At 48.8% G+C, this 16,651-nt stretch carries 14 protein-coding genes and 2 pseudogenes; 13 read left to right on the forward strand and 3 right to left on the reverse strand.

The genetic code is table 11. The features are described 5' to 3' along the window. Nucleotides 1-40: 40 nt before the first annotated feature. The 4 genes from BJ887_RS16685 to BJ887_RS16700 are packed head-to-tail and all read left to right on the forward strand — an operon-like array spanning nt 41 to nt 6,151. Nucleotides 41-778, forward strand: coding sequence for a phage minor tail protein L (locus BJ887_RS16685; RefSeq protein ID WP_047357277.1), 738 nt, complete (start codon nt 41-43; stop codon nt 776-778). 2 nt (nt 779-780) lie between these two features. After that, nucleotides 781-1,500 (forward strand): C40 family peptidase, encoded by a 720-nt coding sequence (locus BJ887_RS16690; RefSeq protein ID WP_020690727.1) that lies wholly within the window; start codon nt 781-783, stop codon nt 1,498-1,500. Beyond that, on the forward strand, nt 1,493-2,110 hold the full coding sequence (locus BJ887_RS16695; protein ID WP_121340155.1) for a tail assembly protein: 618 nt from the start codon (nt 1,493-1,495) through the stop codon (nt 2,108-2,110). Before BJ887_RS16690 ends, BJ887_RS16695 begins: the two co-directional genes overlap by 8 nt. Before the next feature lie 42 nt (nt 2,111-2,152). After that, nucleotides 2,153-6,151 carry a DUF1983 domain-containing protein gene (locus tag BJ887_RS16700; protein ID WP_121340156.1) on the forward strand — a complete coding sequence of 1,333 codons (3,999 nt, stop codon included), beginning with the start codon at nt 2,153-2,155 and terminating at the stop codon, nt 6,149-6,151. 31 nt (nt 6,152-6,182) lie between these two features. Here the strand turns inward: BJ887_RS16700 and BJ887_RS23190 are convergent, their stop codons facing one another. Then, the gene (locus BJ887_RS23190; protein WP_176261259.1) at nt 6,183-6,452 is read right to left on the reverse strand and encodes a hypothetical protein; all 270 of its coding nucleotides are present in this window, start codon (nt 6,450-6,452) and stop codon (nt 6,183-6,185) included. A 125-nt stretch (nt 6,453-6,577) separates the two neighbouring features. On the opposite strand from BJ887_RS23190, the gene BJ887_RS16705 reads away from it, so the two are divergent. From BJ887_RS16705 to BJ887_RS16725, 5 genes and pseudogenes are all read left to right on the forward strand, one after another. Next, nucleotides 6,578-7,900, forward strand: coding sequence for a phage tail protein (locus BJ887_RS16705; protein WP_121340157.1), 1,323 nt, complete (start codon nt 6,578-6,580; stop codon nt 7,898-7,900). A gap of 196 nt (nt 7,901-8,096) precedes the next feature. Then, nucleotides 8,097-8,369, forward strand: coding sequence for a hypothetical protein (locus BJ887_RS16710; RefSeq protein WP_121340158.1), 273 nt, complete (start codon nt 8,097-8,099; stop codon nt 8,367-8,369). A gap of 604 nt (nt 8,370-8,973) precedes the next feature. Beyond that, nucleotides 8,974-9,305, forward strand: a pseudogene (locus tag BJ887_RS16715) (recombinase family protein); the annotation flags it as partial. 172 nt (nt 9,306-9,477) lie between these two features. Then, the gene (locus tag BJ887_RS16720) at nt 9,478-9,897 is read left to right on the forward strand and encodes a translesion error-prone DNA polymerase V autoproteolytic subunit (RefSeq protein WP_062935978.1); all 420 of its coding nucleotides are present in this window, start codon (nt 9,478-9,480) and stop codon (nt 9,895-9,897) included. A gap of 2 nt (nt 9,898-9,899) precedes the next feature. After that, nucleotides 9,900-11,168: a Y-family DNA polymerase gene (locus tag BJ887_RS16725; protein WP_121340159.1), complete on the forward strand. Its 1,269-nt coding sequence runs from the start codon at nt 9,900-9,902 to the stop codon at nt 11,166-11,168. A gap of 225 nt (nt 11,169-11,393) precedes the next feature. Here BJ887_RS16725 and BJ887_RS16730 read toward each other — a convergent pair whose 3' ends face one another. Together BJ887_RS16730 and BJ887_RS16735 are read right to left on the reverse strand one after the other, a co-directional pair. Then, entirely contained in the window at nt 11,394-12,437 is a 1,044-nt protein-coding gene (locus BJ887_RS16730) for a hypothetical protein (protein WP_121340160.1), read from the reverse strand. Nucleotides 12,438-12,725: 288 nt separating this feature from the next. Further along, entirely contained in the window at nt 12,726-13,397 is a 672-nt protein-coding gene (locus BJ887_RS16735; RefSeq protein WP_121340161.1) for an SOS response-associated peptidase, read from the reverse strand. Nucleotides 13,398-13,884: 487 nt separating this feature from the next. On the opposite strand from BJ887_RS16735, the pseudogene BJ887_RS16740 reads away from it, so the two are divergent. The 4 genes and pseudogenes from BJ887_RS16740 to BJ887_RS16760 form a co-directional block, all read left to right on the forward strand. Then, a pseudogene (locus tag BJ887_RS16740) lies at nt 13,885-14,064 on the forward strand (NADP-dependent isocitrate dehydrogenase); the annotation flags it as partial. 588 nt (nt 14,065-14,652) lie between these two features. Further along, nucleotides 14,653-15,699, forward strand: a complete 1,047-nt coding sequence (locus BJ887_RS16750) for a glycosyl hydrolase (RefSeq protein WP_121340163.1) — start codon at nt 14,653-14,655, stop codon at nt 15,697-15,699. 198 nt (nt 15,700-15,897) lie between these two features. Continuing rightward, nucleotides 15,898-16,248 carry a DUF1304 domain-containing protein gene (locus BJ887_RS16755; protein WP_020884453.1) on the forward strand — a complete coding sequence of 117 codons (351 nt, stop codon included), beginning with the start codon at nt 15,898-15,900 and terminating at the stop codon, nt 16,246-16,248. A 76-nt stretch (nt 16,249-16,324) separates the two neighbouring features. Then, the gene (locus tag BJ887_RS16760) at nt 16,325-16,570 is read left to right on the forward strand and encodes a YmjA family protein (RefSeq protein ID WP_014169620.1); all 246 of its coding nucleotides are present in this window, start codon (nt 16,325-16,327) and stop codon (nt 16,568-16,570) included. The last annotated feature ends 81 nt before the right edge of the window (nt 16,571-16,651 follow it).

Raw genomic sequence — 16,651 nt, forward strand, 5'->3', positions numbered from 1 at the left:
TTGAAAGCTGCCTCCGGGCGGCTTTTTTTATGGGGGTAATATGAGTTTTACCGGAGATATACAACAGCTTGAGCCCGGCAGCGTTATTCAGCTGATTGAGATCGACGGCACCGAATTCGGTATGGATCAGGTGCTGCGGTTTCATGCGCACAATATCCAGGAGGAGGGGTGGGCAGCCTTCGCCGCTGAGAACCTGCCCGCCATAATCTGGCAGGGCAACCAGTACGATCCTCATCCTTATGAACTGAAGGGTATGGAGTTATCAAGTACCGGGTCCCAGCCGACGCCCACGCTCTCAGTCGGGAACGTCGGGAACTATGTCACGGCGCTATGCCTGGAGTATGACGACATGGTCCGGGCGAAAGTAAAAATCCATACCACGCTTTCGAAGTATCTCGATGCCGCCAACTGGAAAAACGGTAATCCGGGGGCCAGCCCTGCCGATGAGCGCGTACAGCTCTTTTACGTCAATGCCAAAACCGCAGAGACGCGTGTACAGGTTGATTTCGAGCTGTGCTCTCCTTTCGATATTCAGAGCCTGCAGCTGCCGACACGGCAGATTACGCCTGTCTGCACCTGGTGTATGCGGGGCTGGTACCGAAGCGGGACTGGATGCGATTACAACGGCACGAAATACTTTACCAAAGACGGTACGCCGACCGATGACCCGTCGAAAGACGTTTGTGGCGGCCGCCGGCAGGATTGTCAGGATCGTCACGGTCCGGACGCGCCGCTGCCATTCGGGGGCTTTCCGGCCGCCAACCTGCAGGGGAAATGATAATGCGTGAAAAATTGCTGGATGCTATCCGTCAGCACGTCGCTGGTGAATACCCCAAAGAAGCCTGTGGCCTGATTGTTCAGTCAGGGCAGCAGCAAATCTTTATTCCCTGTCGCAACATCGCGGATAAACCGGAGGAAACATTCACGCTCTCTCCGGAAGACCAGCTTGCTGCCCGCGCGCTCGGTGAAATCATTATGGTCATTCACTCCCATCCGGATGTGGTCCGGCTGGTGCCCTCCGAGCTGGACCGCATCCAGTGTGACTGGTCGGGTATTGAGTGGGGGATCATGTCCTGGCCGGACGGTGATTTTTGTACGATTTCCCCGCGTGAAGACCGGGATTATGCCGGGCGGCAATGGTTGCTGGGTTACGCGGACTGCTGGTCGCTGATCCGGGAATATTATCAGCGTGAATATGATATTGGCCTCGGGAACTATTCAGTGCCTTACGAATGGTGGGAGAGCGGCAAAGAGCGGCTCTACGATGACAACTGGGAGCGTGAGGGGTTCGTTGAGATTGACGCCGGTGCTATGCAGCCCGGGGACATCATCATGATGAGTGTGCAGGCATCGGTGACCAATCACGCCGCTGTATATCTGGGTGACAACATCATTCTTCATCATCTGTTCGGGCACCTTTCTTCGCGTACGCCGTATGGGAAATATTATCGCGACAGAACGGTCCGGGTGGTCAGGCATAAGGACAACATGAATGCTTAAAACGCTTATTCTCGACGGTAAGATGGCTAAAAAATTCGGGGCCCGCGTTCAGTTTGATGTTGCCGATCTGCGTGAAATGCTCAGGGCAGTATGTTCGCAGGTTCCCGGCTTCAAAAAATACATGTCGGAAGCCCATATGAAGGGGATCCGTTTCGCCTTTTTCAACGGGGATAACAATATCGGGCTGGAAGAGTTCGATATGACCTGCGGGGGAAGCGTATACCGGATCGTGCCCATTTATGAGGGGGCCAAAAACTCTGGCGTCCTTCAGATAGTTGTTGGTGCCGTTGCGCTGGTCGCTGCATTCTTTACCGCTGGTGCGAGTATGGCAGCCTGGGGGGCGGCGATGAGTGCAACAGCCATCAGCGCCACGTCAATTTTGACCGGGGTCGGGGTATCAATGATGCTGGGCGGCGTTGTCCAGATGCTCACGCCCCAGCCATCCTTCGGCGCGGGTAAATCCTCAAGCACGGATAACACGCCTAACTATGCCTTCGGGGCGCCGGTCAATACCGTCGCTATGGGGCATCCTGTCCCCCTGGCTTACGGTCTGATCGAGGCAGGGGGAGCGATAGTCAGCGCTGGTATGTACTCGAGCGATCAGCAGTAGGCCAGCGGCCATTAACTTAAAGGTGCTTCGGCACCTTTTTTTATGGGTGAAAAAATGCAGCTTCTTGAACAAGAAACCATCCTGCAGGGTGCCAAAGGGGGCGGGGGTAGCGCGCATACTCCAGTTGAGCAGCCTGACGATCTGCTGTCGGTCGCAAAATTAAAAATGCTCATTGCCGTTTCTGAGGGAGAAATACAGGGCGACCTGACCGCACAGAACATTTTTCTCAACGATACGCCGCTGGCAAACGACAGCGGGGAGTACAACTTCAGCGGCGTGAAATGGGAGTTCCGCAAGGGCACACAGGACCAGACTTACATCGCCGGGATGCCCCAGGTAGATAACGAGCTGGCGGTGGGCACCACTGTCACCACCACGTCGCCCTGGACACGCCAGTTTACCAATCTTTCCCTGGATGCCATTCGTATTAAGCTAAGCGTTCCGGTCCAGTATCTCTATAAAGATAACGGCGATATGGTGGGCACGGTCACCGAGTATGCGATCGATTTATCAACAGACGGTGGCGCCTGGAAAACGGTTGTAAACGGCAAGTTTGACGGAAAGACCACGACGGAATATCAGCGTGACCACCGTATCGATCTGCCAAAATCCACATCCGGCTGGTCTGTCAGGGTCAGACGTATTACGGCTGATGCCAGCGGATCAAATTCGAAACTGGTTAACGCCTTCAAGGTGTTTTCGTATGCGGAAGTCATCGACAGCAAGCTTCGTTATCCTCTGACGGCGCTACTGTATGTCGAAGTGGACAGCAGCCAGTTCAACGGCAGCGCACCGAAGGTGACCTGTAAGATAAAGGGCAAGCTGATAAAGGTTCCGGATAACTATGATCCGATAACCCGAACCTATTCTGGCTCATGGTCAGGCGGGTTTAAAATGGCCTGGTCCAATAACCCCGCCTGGATATTTTACGATCTGGTTCTGGATGAAATTTACGGCATGGGCACGCGCGTGGATGCATCCATGGTGGATAAGTGGGCGCTGTACTCAATAGCCCAGTATTGCGACGAAATGGTTTCCGACGGTGCCGGTGGCACCGAACCGCGTTTCACCTGCAACGTTTTCATTCAGAGCCAGGAGGACGCCTGGCAGGTACTTAACGATCTCGCCGCGGTATTTCGTGGCATAACGTTCTGGGGCAACGATCAGATTTATGTCCAGGCAGACGTCCCGCAGGACGATGTTGACTGGGTTTATAACGCCTCAAACGTTATCGATGGGCTGTTTACTTATGCGGGCGGCTCATACAAGAATCGCTACAGCTCCTGCCTGGTGTCCTGGTCCGATCCGCAGAACCATTACAGCGATACCGTTGAGGGGGTCTACGATTCGGCGCTTGTAGAGCGTTATGACGTCCGGCAGACGTCCCTGACCGCAATCGGCTGCACCTCGCAAAGTGAAGCGCACCGGCGCGGGCGCTGGGTACTACTCTCCAATGCCAAAGACGGTACCGTATCATTTGGCGTGGGGCTGGATGGCTACATCCCGCTGCCTGCTGAAATTATCGGTGTCGCCGATCCTTTCCGTTCCGGCAAGGAGAACGGGGGACGCATCAGGGCGGTCAATGGCCGCCAGATTACGCTGGATCGAGAAATAGACTACGCGGCGAAAGACCGACTGGTGGTTAACCTGCCTGACGGAAAAGCCCAGACGCGCACAATCAGCGCGGTGAGCGCAGATAAAAAAACGGTGACGGTGGCCACCGCATTTAGTCAGGCACCTGTGGCGGGTGCTGTCTGGGCGATAGACAGTGATAACCTCGCAATACAGTATTTCCGGGTCACTTCAATTGCAGCTAACGACGACAGCACAGGCGGTTTCACTATTACGGCCGTTCAGCACGATCCAAACAAATACCGTTACATCGATGACGGCGTTCGGGTCGAGTCGCCCCCGATCACCGTCACGCCGATAAGCGTCCTGTCAGCGCCGAAGAATATCGTGGTGACTGAGAGCGATCATGTTTCACAGGGGCTGACGGTAGCAAGCCTGGACGTGTCATGGGATAAGGTAGAGGGCGCAATCCGGTACGTTGCCCAGTGGCGTAAGGACAACGGGGACTGGATAAACGTTCCGGTTACCAGCGCGCAGGGTTTCTCGGTTCAGGGCATTTATTCGGGCAGCTATGACGTGCGCGTCCGGGCGCTGAATGCGCAGGATACGTCGTCACCATGGGGGTACGGTGAAACAACTTATCTCTCCGGTAAAACGGGAAAACCGGGTACTCCGCTCAACTTTCTGGCGACCGAAGATGTAGTCTGGCATATCGACCTGACCTGGAAATTTCCGGATGGCTCTGGCGACACGGCCTATACAGAGATTCAGCGCGCCACAACTGCCGACTACGCCAATCCTGAACTGCTGGTCCTGGTGCCGTACCCGGCTGCAGATTATCAGCATGGCCCCATGCCGTCCGGCGTTCGCCAGTGGTACCGCGCGCGCCTGATTGACCGTATCGGTAACGCCGGGGACTGGACCGACTGGGTCATGGGCACGTCCTCGATAGATGTCAGCGAAATAACCAATGACATTCTGGAGGATATGAAAGAGTCGGATACGTTCAAGGACCTGATCGAGAACGCGGTGGACAGCAATGAAAAAATTGCTGACATGGCTAACGATATCAAACAGGCCAACGACGAACTGGAGCAGCAGGCGAAGGATATCGCCAAAAATGCCCAGGATGTCGGGAAGGTTCAGACCAGCGTTAATGAGCTTTCCAGCACGGTCGGGAATGTTTCGTCTTCACTCAGTCAGCTTGAGCAGACCGTTGCGACGGCTGATACCGCGCTGGGCCAGCGAATCGACAGCATCAGTGTGTCTATGGATGGCATGACGGGCGGGGTCAAGAACTCAGCTATTGCCATTATCCAGAACGGGCTGGCGCAGGTCGCCACACGCAAAAGGCTATCCGCAACGGTCGCCGGTAACAGCGCGCAGCTGGACCGTATTGATGAGGTGATTGTCAACGACAGGGAGGCAACATCCCGCTCGCTGCTGAACCTGCAGACGGACGTGAACGGCAATAAGGCTTCCATCAACAGCCTGAACCAGACGTTTTCGGATTACCAGCAGGCTATGGCCACGCAGGTAAACAGCATCACGGCGACCGTCAACGGGCATACAGCAGCTATCACCACCAACGCCGAGGCAATTGCCAACGTCAACGGCGATCTGAAAGCGATGTACACCATCAAGGTCGGGTTATCGAGCAATGGTCAGTATTACGCAGCAGGGATGGGGATCGGGGTTGAGAATACCCCTGGTGGCATGCAGTCGCAGGTTGTTTTTCTGGCTGACCGTTTTGCTGTGACCCAGTACGCCGGAGCCACGGTTACGCTTCCGTTTGTTATTCAGAACGGGCAGACCATCATCCGGGAAACGCTCATTGGTGACGGGACAATCGGCAACCTCAAACTCGGCAACTACATCCAGTCGACAACCTGGGATGGAACCGGAAACGTTGGCTGGCACATAAACAAATCCGGTTATGCCGTGTTCAATAATGTCACCGTGCGTGGAACGGTATACGCCACGAACGGGGAGTTTACCGGGAAAGTGACGGCAACCAGTGGTTCCTTCAGGGGGACAGTGGAGGCTGAGAATTTTGTCGGTGATGTGGTTAACGCAGGTGTCGGTCTGGATAAATCCAAATCAGGCTCAGGAGGTGTAACGACCAATCTGACTTATACGGATACAACCGGAACCAGCAAGCCCAAGACAGTAATTGTATCAGCGGTTGTATTGATATATGGCGTATCTGGCGACGATGCCACTGCGCGGATATCAGTGACCATCGACGGAACCACAAAGGATTATCAGTGGGTAACCTGTTCAACCCGGAATACAACCAACGCTGTAGCGGTCCCGGTGATTTTTGCGAAAAGCGGTATTACGAAACAGGTAGTGACTGCATCAATAAGCGTAAATGATATGTCGGGAGGAACTAACGCATCGAAGAAAGAGATTCTATCGCCGGTGTTGCAGATTGCACGTGGTTCAGGTTCATTTTCCTCGTCATAAAAATAAAGCCCCTGATGGGGCTTTATTTATTTTACTTGAATGGTGCTTTAATTTTTTGGGCCGGGAGTTCTCTGTCTTTGTAAGAGACGCCACCAGTACATGGCTTAACGTGTGAGACATTATCGTAAGACGTGACAGTGGATGTATTCGCGTTAACACAGGCGTCAATCTGGCGTTTCTGTGCTGTTCCACCATCGCCATATCCAGGATTGGATGTGTGTCCCGCTTCTGAAGCTACAGACAGTGATGATATTGACAATAACGTCACGCCTATAAGCATCGATAAATAGTTCTTTTTCATTTTTACATTCCATTAATTAGTGGAATGCACATATTCACAAATAAACATTAATTATTCAGATCGTTTGTGCGAATCAATATTTAGTTATTGATCGTTTATAGCGATCAATTAATTAAGAGGTACCTATGCTTTATAATACTGGCACTATCGCTATTAACGGAAATACCGCAACCGGCACTGGCACAAACTGGACGGCACCGGCCAGCCAGGTTCGCGCTGGCCAGACGATTATCGTCATGTCTAACCCGGTCCAGATGTTCCAGATTTCAGCCGTGAACAGCGCCACGTCATTGACGGTTACGCCAGCTGCTTCCCCGGCGCTGAGCGGCCAGAAGTATGGAATCCTTGTGTCAGACAATATCTCGGTCGACGGCCTGGCACAGGCCATGTCACAGCTCATTAAAGAGTATGACGAGAACATTGGCGCGTGGGAGACGTTCGCCACCACCTCAGCAAACCAGAGCATCACCGTTACCATCAACGGCACCCCTGTAACGATCCCCGGCATCGGCAAACTGGCGCAGAAAGGGAGTAACGGTGCGCTTGCAATCGCTGACGGCGGGACCGGGGCAACGAAGCCAGAAGACGTTCGCACAAACCTCGGCTTAGGAAACAGCGCAACACGAGACGTTGATAATAAGTTTGCACCGTTAGCATCGAGCATAGATATTGCGCCAGTGATGGCTCAATACCATCGCGATTTCAGGCCCCTCGCTTCGTATGATTTGATTAGTCAATACCCGCTGGGTATGTCCTTTGGTATCCAGGCGGGTGGAAATGGATGGGGAGGTGGCAGCGGTGCAGATACATACACCAGCATGTTAACTCTTCGTGGCTGGCATGATGCGACCGGTGGTGGCTATACGGCATGGCAATTAGCTTCAACGTCTCAGGGGCTTAAGTATCGCCAGGGGACAGGGACTGTTGCGGGGCTTTCGAACGTTGGTTTTTCCACAACACACACCCTTTACTCAACGCAGAACACCACAAAGACCAGCGATGGCACGCTGAAGGCAGCATCGCCAGTGGTGAAGTTATTTGCTGACGGTTCTTTCGAAACTAACGACGAATCAGAAGGCGTTAAAGTCACCCGTCTGGGCATTGGGCAATACCTTGTCGAAGGATGTGAGGCTCTCAATTCGGACGCTGCCTGGGGCGGTATCGATGGTGGTTTTGATATTCCTACCGACCGTAACAAGCAGCCTCTGCTATGGCTTGATTATGAGGTTAATGCTGACGGTTCTGTGTTGGTGAAAACCTATCACCGCACACACCCGCAAGCGCCAGCGTTCGCCAGGAACGAACTGAAGGGTATTAGCAATGGCGATCCTGTCGATATTCCCCGCGACCAATTTGTCTCCGTTCGCGTCGAGATGCCTGCCGATTCTTTATACAAATCCAAAACACGTCGGGTAGAACAAGAAATGCATGCTGGAAGGAATGAATAAAGGTAAACTTAGTAAAACCTGCGTTGGTATGTTACCAACTAACGTTCCTACCGCCCGTATAGTAGGAATGACAGTACACTGATATCGAGGAACAAGGGTTTTTGCATACTTGGATTTATTGATTGTTACTGCTTAACCATATATAGGTCTGTAATCATAATTTTTTGTATTGCTACATTCATAGGAGAGCAAAAAGATGAAGACTCAAAAAGGAATTTATATAGAATTTCCGGATGGGAATTTCAATGTAACATCCAGAAACAATAAAGGGCATGCTTTTAAAATGGATGCGTCTGCACTTTATCTGACTTGGCAAAAGTCAGATAGTAGAGTTTTCATTAACTATGCAGGAACGCAAGCTGCAGAAAGTTATTCTAAACTTGAAGTTCCTTTAGATGTTGCTTATCTAAAAGAAATGGCTAAACAGATCAGGTTCTTGGCGAGGAAGCTTGAAAATAACGAGTTATAAATAAAATAGTTGTGTGGAATAAATGGAGAAAATATCCCTAATATCTCGAATATAAAATTTGGGAACAGAGTGTAATGAGATTGGGAGCCGATAGGTTCCCTATTGTCATTGAATATATGAAGTATATAAAATCGATGCAGGCTCTTTTAACTGCTTATGATGATTATTGCCAGTAATATACTGGGAGAATTAAATGTTGTGGTGTGTGCTTTAAAGTTACTTTATTTTCTAAACCGCATATTTTAAATGTGTTTGCCTTCGGTTTAATGGTTGTTTTTTTTGATGACCCAAGATTTCAACTTAATTTCGGATCTGAAAGTTGATTAATTTTAAGCTGTCCGGAGTTATTATGTTTTTTATCAGAAGTCAACGTGTGGTTAATACTGAAACTAATTATGCAAAGATAACTTGAAATGAAAAAAAACTGACTTTCTAGCAACATGTTATCGTACGCAAAGAATGTGAGCGAACTTTTGAATAAAGAACGAGCGGGGCGATGGCGCATAGGCTGCACTCAAAAAGCTGATGAAAATCCTCCGTGAAAAGATGCGTTAGTTGTGTAGGAATATGGTCTGGAGGTTCGCATTAGCGGAAATTAGAACAACTGATGGGCGAACTCCGTCAGCGTGGCATTCACTTCAAGAGCCTCACAGACAGCATGGATACATCCAGCCCAATGGGGCGTTTTATATTTCACATCATGTCAGCACTGGCGGAAATGGAAAGAGAGTTTATTGTGGAGCGAACCCGTGCGGTGTTAGAAGTGGCAAGAGAAAAGGGTGAATAGGCGGAAGGCGTGCAAAATTAACCCCAGATCAATGGTCTCAGGCTGGCAGATTGATCGCCAACGGAGTGGATCGGAAAAAGGTTGCAATCATTTACGCTTTGGCTGTCTGCACCTTGTATAAAAGGTTTCCCGCTTCAAAGTCGTCTTAATTCTGCTCATTTAGACCCAGTGCTGTAAAATTTACAAAAGCAACAAATCGAATCGTGAGAGAAACTTAGAAACGAAGCGGTGAAGCTTTGTACAGCCATATGGAATCCGGTGTATTGCGAACCCTCAAAAAGAAAACTACTGTATATAAAAACAGTATTTGAGGTACGCGTAATGGAATTTATCAGGCCTGCAGAATTGCGAGAAATTATCGCGCTTCCACTTTTCAGCGACTTAGTGCAATGCGGCTTTCCCAGCCCGGCAGCTGACTACGTAGAACAGCGTATCGATCTCAATGAGTTACTGGTTTCACACCCGAGCTCGACGTATTTCGTAAAAGCCGCAGGCGACTCAATGATCGAGGCCGGTATTAGCGACGGTGATCTGCTGGTGGTGGATAGCTCTCGTACTGCTGAACACGGAGATATCGTAATCGCCGCGGTAGAAGGGGAGTTCACAGTCAAGCGTTTGCAGCTCCGCCCGACCGTTCAACTCAATCCGATGAACAGCGCTTATTCGCCGATTATCGTCGGCAGCGAGGACACGCTCGATGTGTTCGGCGTCGTAACTTTCATCGTTAAATCGGCGAGCTGAACATGTTCGCGCTCTGTGATGTGAATTCGTTCTACGCATCATGCGAGACGGTGTTCAGGCCCGATTTAAGAGGCCGGCCGGTTGTTGTTCTCTCGAATAACGATGGCTGCGTGATAGCCCGAAGCGCTGAGGCCAAGGCGGCTGGAATTACTATGGGGGAGCCGTTCTTCAAGCAAAAGGATCTTTTCCGGCGCGCTGGCGTTGTCTGCTTCAGCAGCAACTATGAGCTGTATGCTGATATGTCGAACCGGGTAATGTCGACGCTTGAGGAAATGAGCCCCCGCGTCGAAATTTACAGTATCGATGAAGCTTTTTGTGACCTGACGGGCGTTAGGAACTGCCGGAACCTGACTGACTTCGGCAAAGAGATCCGCGCGACAGTTCTGAAGCGTACGCATCTGACTGTCGGGGTTGGCATTGCGCAGACAAAAACACTCGCAAAGCTGGCAAACCACGCCGCCAAGAAATGGCAGCACCAGACTGGCGGAGTAGTTGATTTATCGAACATCGACCGCCAGCGACGACTGCTTTCGCTGGTTCCAGTCGAGGACGTCTGGGGCGTTGGCCGCCGCATCAGTAAGAAGCTTAACGCCATGGGCATTAAAACAGCTATGGACCTCTCAGAACAAAGCACATGGATTATCCGTAAACACTTTAACGTAGTACTTGAGCGAACCGTCCGGGAGTTGCGCGGCGAGCCTTGTCTTGAGCTGGAAGAGTTTGCGCCAGCAAAGCAGGAAATCGTATGCAGCCGATCATTTGGCGAACGCGTCACCGAGTACGAACAGATGCGCCAGGCTATTTGTAGTTATGCGGCACGTGGTGCTGAAAAGCTACGCGGTGAGCATCAGTATTGCCGGTTTATCTCGGCGTTCGTTAAGACCTCTCCCTTTGCGTTGAATGAACCGTATTACGGTAATAGCGCATCAATGAAGCTTCTTACACCAACTCAGGATTCACGCGATATCATCAACGCTGCGGTAAAGTGCCTGGACAGAATCTGGAAGGATGGTCACCGGTACCAGAAGGCAGGAATCATGCTTGGGGACTTTTTCAGCCAAGGTGTAGCTCAGCTCAACCTGTTCGACGAGAACGCCCCGAGGGCAGGTAGCGAAAGGTTGATGGAGGTGCTGGATCATCTGAATGCGAAAGACGGTAAAGGAACGCTGTACTTTGCAGGCCAGGGCATTCAGCAACAGTGGCAGATGAAGCGAGAAATGCTGTCGCCTCGATATACGACGAGATATTCAGATCTGCTTAGAGTTCGATAAATTTTCCTGATTTCTTGGTCAGCTTTCTGTAAAAAGCAGGCGATCATTGCAGTAATTTAGTTAAGGAAAGTAATTTTTGATAATATTGAGCGAGAAAGGAGTCGGATAATTATTTTTTATCAAAATTATTCGAGTTCCATGATGATATTGTTGTGCTAATTGTTTATTTTTATTAATGAAGTGATTTTTAATAAAGCCACCCCGGAGGGTGGCGTTAATTAAATATTAATCGCTGCCAAATAACTCTTGATAATTTGAGCAGTACGAGTTAGGAATAAGGTACATAGATTGTAAATTATTATAGGTGCCCATGCTATCGTTTATTCCGAATTTGAAACCATAAAAGAAATCAGGGTTAATTGACTTTCTGACCTCTAGAGAGAAAAGATTTAAAGCGTGAGCTAAATTATAGTGTAGGCGAAATAATTCTCTTCTCCAACATTCGTATTTTGCATCCTTTTCATGAAATTTATCTTGATCTATTCTGATCTTCTTCCAACTCATATCCCTTCTCCAAAAACCATTTATGTTACTTGCAAAATTCATATCAGTTATATGTTCGCAAAGGTTATGCGCATGGTTAGCAAGCTCATTCATTGAGAAATCAAGATTGGGAAGTCGGCCTGGCATTTGTGTTGCAAGAACGGTTTGGCAGGCATCATAAAATCCATCTACAACTTCTGATTGCATAGCGTTAGCAATAAGGTTATCGCTAATGTTATACCAATCTTGAAGATACATTTGTCTTGTAACACGCTCAACAAGGTATTGCTCTGTTGAGAACTGATTACGAGTCGATTGTCCACATATATAATTTTTTTGCTCATTACTGAGCGTTAAAAAAAATCCCTCAAGGATCGTTGCACCAATCACCATCGCATTAATTAAACCATATTCACTTTTTATCTCGGCGATTGCCTTGTTTAAGTATGGTGGAATGCCGTTATATTTATCATTGATAACAAAATAAAACTCCCTGACGGTAGAAATAGTATTCCAATACAAGTAAAGCTTTTTGAAATCATCCTTCATTTTATCAAGGGATTTCTTTTCATTGTTAGGTAGATCCTCTGGGGCGTATACTTGATAGTAAATGCCAGAATCAGACACCCACCCATCATTACCTCTGTCACCTATGTTACCATGAGGTTTTACTTTATCGAATCCTGGGCGATAATACGACATAACTTTTGAAAACAAATTTTCATATTCTATTCCGTTGCTTTCATGAACTTTAAGCTTAAAACTCTGGATATACCCTTCTGACATATCTCTTCCCCTAACGTAAATTTATTTCCATGGCTAAAGAAGTGAAGGTTTGGGTTAAACATTCTCTCCATTTATTTGTCGTTTTACCTTCAGCACAGATTAAGCTGTGCCTAGCTTTGATACTATATCTTTACTAAGCAGTTATTGGGAGCAGATTTTCTGTGACTTTCTATACAATAAATGATGCTTCATATGGCTAATGAGAGTCAAGAAATCAACCTGACCTATAGTGTGTCGTAAACAACCGTTTTTCGCTCATTTCGGGCGTTCCTTGTCTATTTTGACCTTTTATCTTATTGCCTCGATTAGCTCCGGCCCTTGGTTCTTGACATTACCCACGTCACGCGTCACGGCGTGCCAGATAAATTTCTCAGCCGGCACTACACCGTCGGCGACTATCTCTTCAGCGTCTTTCCCGGTTATATCCTGGCGCATCCATTCGCGTGCTGCTTCCGGCGACAGCACTAGTGGCCGGCGGTCGTGAATATCGAGTAGGCCTTTGTCAGCTGCAGACGTTACGATTAGAAAACCCTCCGCTTCATCACCGCGTTCGAATGGCGTGCTGCCGATCGCCGCCATGAATATCGGCTGACCGTCGGCCCGGTGAATGAAGTAGGGCTGTTTCTTGTCGCCTTCCTTCTTCCATTCAAACCATCCATCCGCAAAGCAGATAGCCCGGCCATGTTGCCAGAGAGGCTTGAACATTCTGCTGGTGGCCGCCGTCTCGACGCGCGCGTTAATCAGTGGCGGCTTATCCCACCACCCGGGTGCGTATGACCACAGGACCGGATCAAGATGCAACTGCTCGTCTCGCTCGCTCAGCAGCAGAACTTTGGTACCTGGCGCCACGTTGTAACGTCCAATAGGCTCAGGGTCGTATGCGATGTCGCGATCGGCTTCATCGGCCAAGTACATCAGATATTCTTCACGGGTTTGGGCTTGTGCAAAACGTCCACACATAGAAACCTCCAGCTAGATATCAGACTGAAAGTATAGGGCAGGGAGAAAAATCAGCGCGCTGGTTAAGTCTTACGATGGATTCGTGACGATTATGCTGATCGGGTAGAGAGGCGTAAAGCGGTGAGTTGCGAAACTGGAAGGAGCTAAGCAAAGTTTTCAATATAACTTTAAGTGCGGACTATGGGCGATTGGTAAGCAATTTCGTTCCTTACATAAACACTCACCATCCCCGTAATACCTGACGTGAAACAAATGGATATGTTAGGAAAAAAATACTCTAACCATCTGATTTTTATGAGTCACATGAGGGGTTTAAAAAACCTTTTTGATTTCCCGTAATTAAGAGGAGAATAATTACTTCAACCGAAAAGTAGTTATCAAAACCCAAAAATAATTGAATACAATCAACTGGTTAGCCTGTGGCTAAAAATGTATGGCGAAAGCATTGCTTTAAATTTTTTTTACTTAAAAATCAATGCATTATTAATTATTTCGTGAAATACTGCTCCGTCATATGGAATGGTTCGAAGCGGCAGACCTGATCGTTAAAGGTATGGAAGGCGCGATTAACGCCAAAACCGTAACGTACGATTTCGAACGTTTGATGGAAGGCGCTAAGCTGCTGAAATGCTCAGAGTTTGGCGACGCGATTATCGCGAACATGTAATCCACTTGCTGGGTTAAACAAGAACGGGAGCCGATGGGTTCCCGTTTTTTATTATTCGACTTCGTACGGTTATCAAAACCCCTCCCTTCAATAGCATTTACCGTCCACGCTTTACCGGGCCATCATGCGCTTTCGTCGTCTGATTCGGCGATGTATGCCCCAAAATTTCTTGTATATCTTAATTCCACGTCTCACTAAATTCATTGTTATGGTGTCCGGCCTCACCCGGTGCCGCGCTCATGAATACCTGATCTAACTTATCGGGTACGACGATTACGGTGAAACCCTCATTAATTCTGTTGTCAGCATAACTTTCTGGTGTGCGGAATATCACTCGTATTACGGGAGATAGCACAACGTGAATTAGCATCATTTTAAGCAGGCGGCTGATATAAATATCCCTGTCGCAGCAAGTTATTTAATCAAACGGTATTGCTGTGCTGGCACTTTCCGCGGTAGTGGGAAAAGCCAGACAAACTGTACGAAAAAATAAAGCCGGGTAATGTCGGTTTTATTGTGTACGTAGCAAACACGCATGGTCATTCATTGCCATGTATTTTCCAATCGAGACGTAAGGATATTCTATAAATGAGTACTTTTACTGTAGTACCCGCAAATCAGTCTGCAGATAATAATGCGAAAATGATTTATCAGTGGTTGAGTGGTCTGTCCGATCGACAGGGTAAAAAGCTCATTTCAGGTATTTTTGGTGGCTATAGCAATATCGGCGGCGTCGATGCTTTTTCCCTGCAACAAGGAAAAGACCTGCAGGCCCTGACCGGGAAATTCCCGGCTATTTATAGCGCTGACTATGCCCGTGGCTGGGATGCCTGTACCCCTGGAGAGGAAGCCAGTTTGATCGATTTTGGTTGTAATGCCGATCTGATCGACCACTGGAAAAAAGGCGGACTGGTTGCGATCAGTCACCATTTACCAAACCCTTGTTTTGCGGGGAATAATCCTGGTGATGGAAAGGGGGCTCTCAAGCATCCTGTGAGTAATGATGAATTTTCTGCAATCTTACAGTCTGGAACACCGGCGCGTGGGCGCTGGCTGGCAATGCTTGATAAGGTCGCTCAGGGCCTACAGCAACTGAATGAGAAAGGTGTCACCGTCTTTTATCGACCCTTGCATGAGATGAATGGCGAGTGGTTCTGGTGGGGGGCAACCGGTGAGAATACAAACGATACTGTACGTATGGATCTGTATCGACGCCTGTATCAGGATATCTTTAACTATTTCGTTAAAACGAAAGGGTTAAACAATTTACTCTGGGTCTTCTCTCCTGATGCAAACCGGGATTATAAGACATCTTATTACCCTGGCGCAGAGTATGTTGATATTACTGGCCTGGACTTGTATACAGACAATCCTGCCACTGTAAACGGTTACGATGAAATGGTGGCATTGAATAAGCCGTTTGCCTTTGCAGAAGTGGGGCCATCAACAATTAACGGCCAGTTTGATTATGCAAACTTAGTGAGTGTTATTCTTCAGAAATACCCTAAAGCAACCATGTTTATCCCCTGGAACAATGACTGGAGCCCGCTGAAAAACCTGAATGCCTCTGGTGCATACAATAATGACCGGGTAATAAATCTCGGAGATGTATGGAACGGCAGCGTTTTGAGTTAATGTACGTTCCGGTGTCACGTTGATGCACCATATAAATGGTTGAAGTCGCTGGCCCGATCGTTAACGCTATAGAAGATGCTAAAATGTTCAGAGTCTGGCGACACGATCATCGCGAATATGTCATCCAGATTCTGGGTTAAACGTGAACGGGGGCCAGAAGGTCCCCGTTTTTTTCCTCTGCCTGCGGGAGACTGCAAGATGTTAGCTACGATCCTTGTCGCTATTGTTGCATTAATTCATCTCTACATACTTGTGCTGGAAATGTTCCTGTGGAACACAAAAACAGGCCACAAGGCATTTAATCTCAGCCCTGATTTTGCACGCGACACCCGTGTGCTGGCCGCAAATCAGGGGTTGTATAACGGTTTTCTGGCAGCGGGACTGCTCTGGGGACTGTGGCTTGGTGAAAGCGGTGTTCCTGTGGTCTTCTTCTTTTTGACCTGCGTGTTGATTGCGGGCATTTACGGTGCCATGACCGCCAGCCGAAAAATACTCTATGTTCAGGCTTTACCGGCGCTGGCTGCATTGATTGCATTGTGGTTGCGTTGATTAACAAGGCTTTGGTCTAAGAGTGCCGTCCGATATACTCAGGCATTACCCTTAAAGGTCATAGAAGAGACTGTTTATGCACAATGAAATTCCACTTAAATATTATGACATCGTCGATGAATACGCGTCGGAAGCCGCGGAGCCGGTAAGTGAGGCAGAGCGCGATCCTCTTGCCTGTTATTTCCAGTTGCTGCTCACCCGTTTATCGAACAATGAAGAGATCAGCGAGGAAGCCCAGCAAGAGATGGCGAGTGAAGCCGGCATCCGTAGCGCGCGCATTGATGATATTGCGAACTTCCTCAATCAGTGGGGAAATGAATAGTCCGCCTCAAAAACCGTTGTGCTGATGCTTTGCTAAACAGCTCAGCATCACGCTATCGGACCACATGCATTTTTTATCCGG

This window comes from Enterobacter sp. WPR_3_1 (assembly GCF_003635055.1).
GTDB lineage: Bacteria > Pseudomonadota > Gammaproteobacteria > Enterobacterales > Enterobacteriaceae > Enterobacter > Enterobacter ludwigii.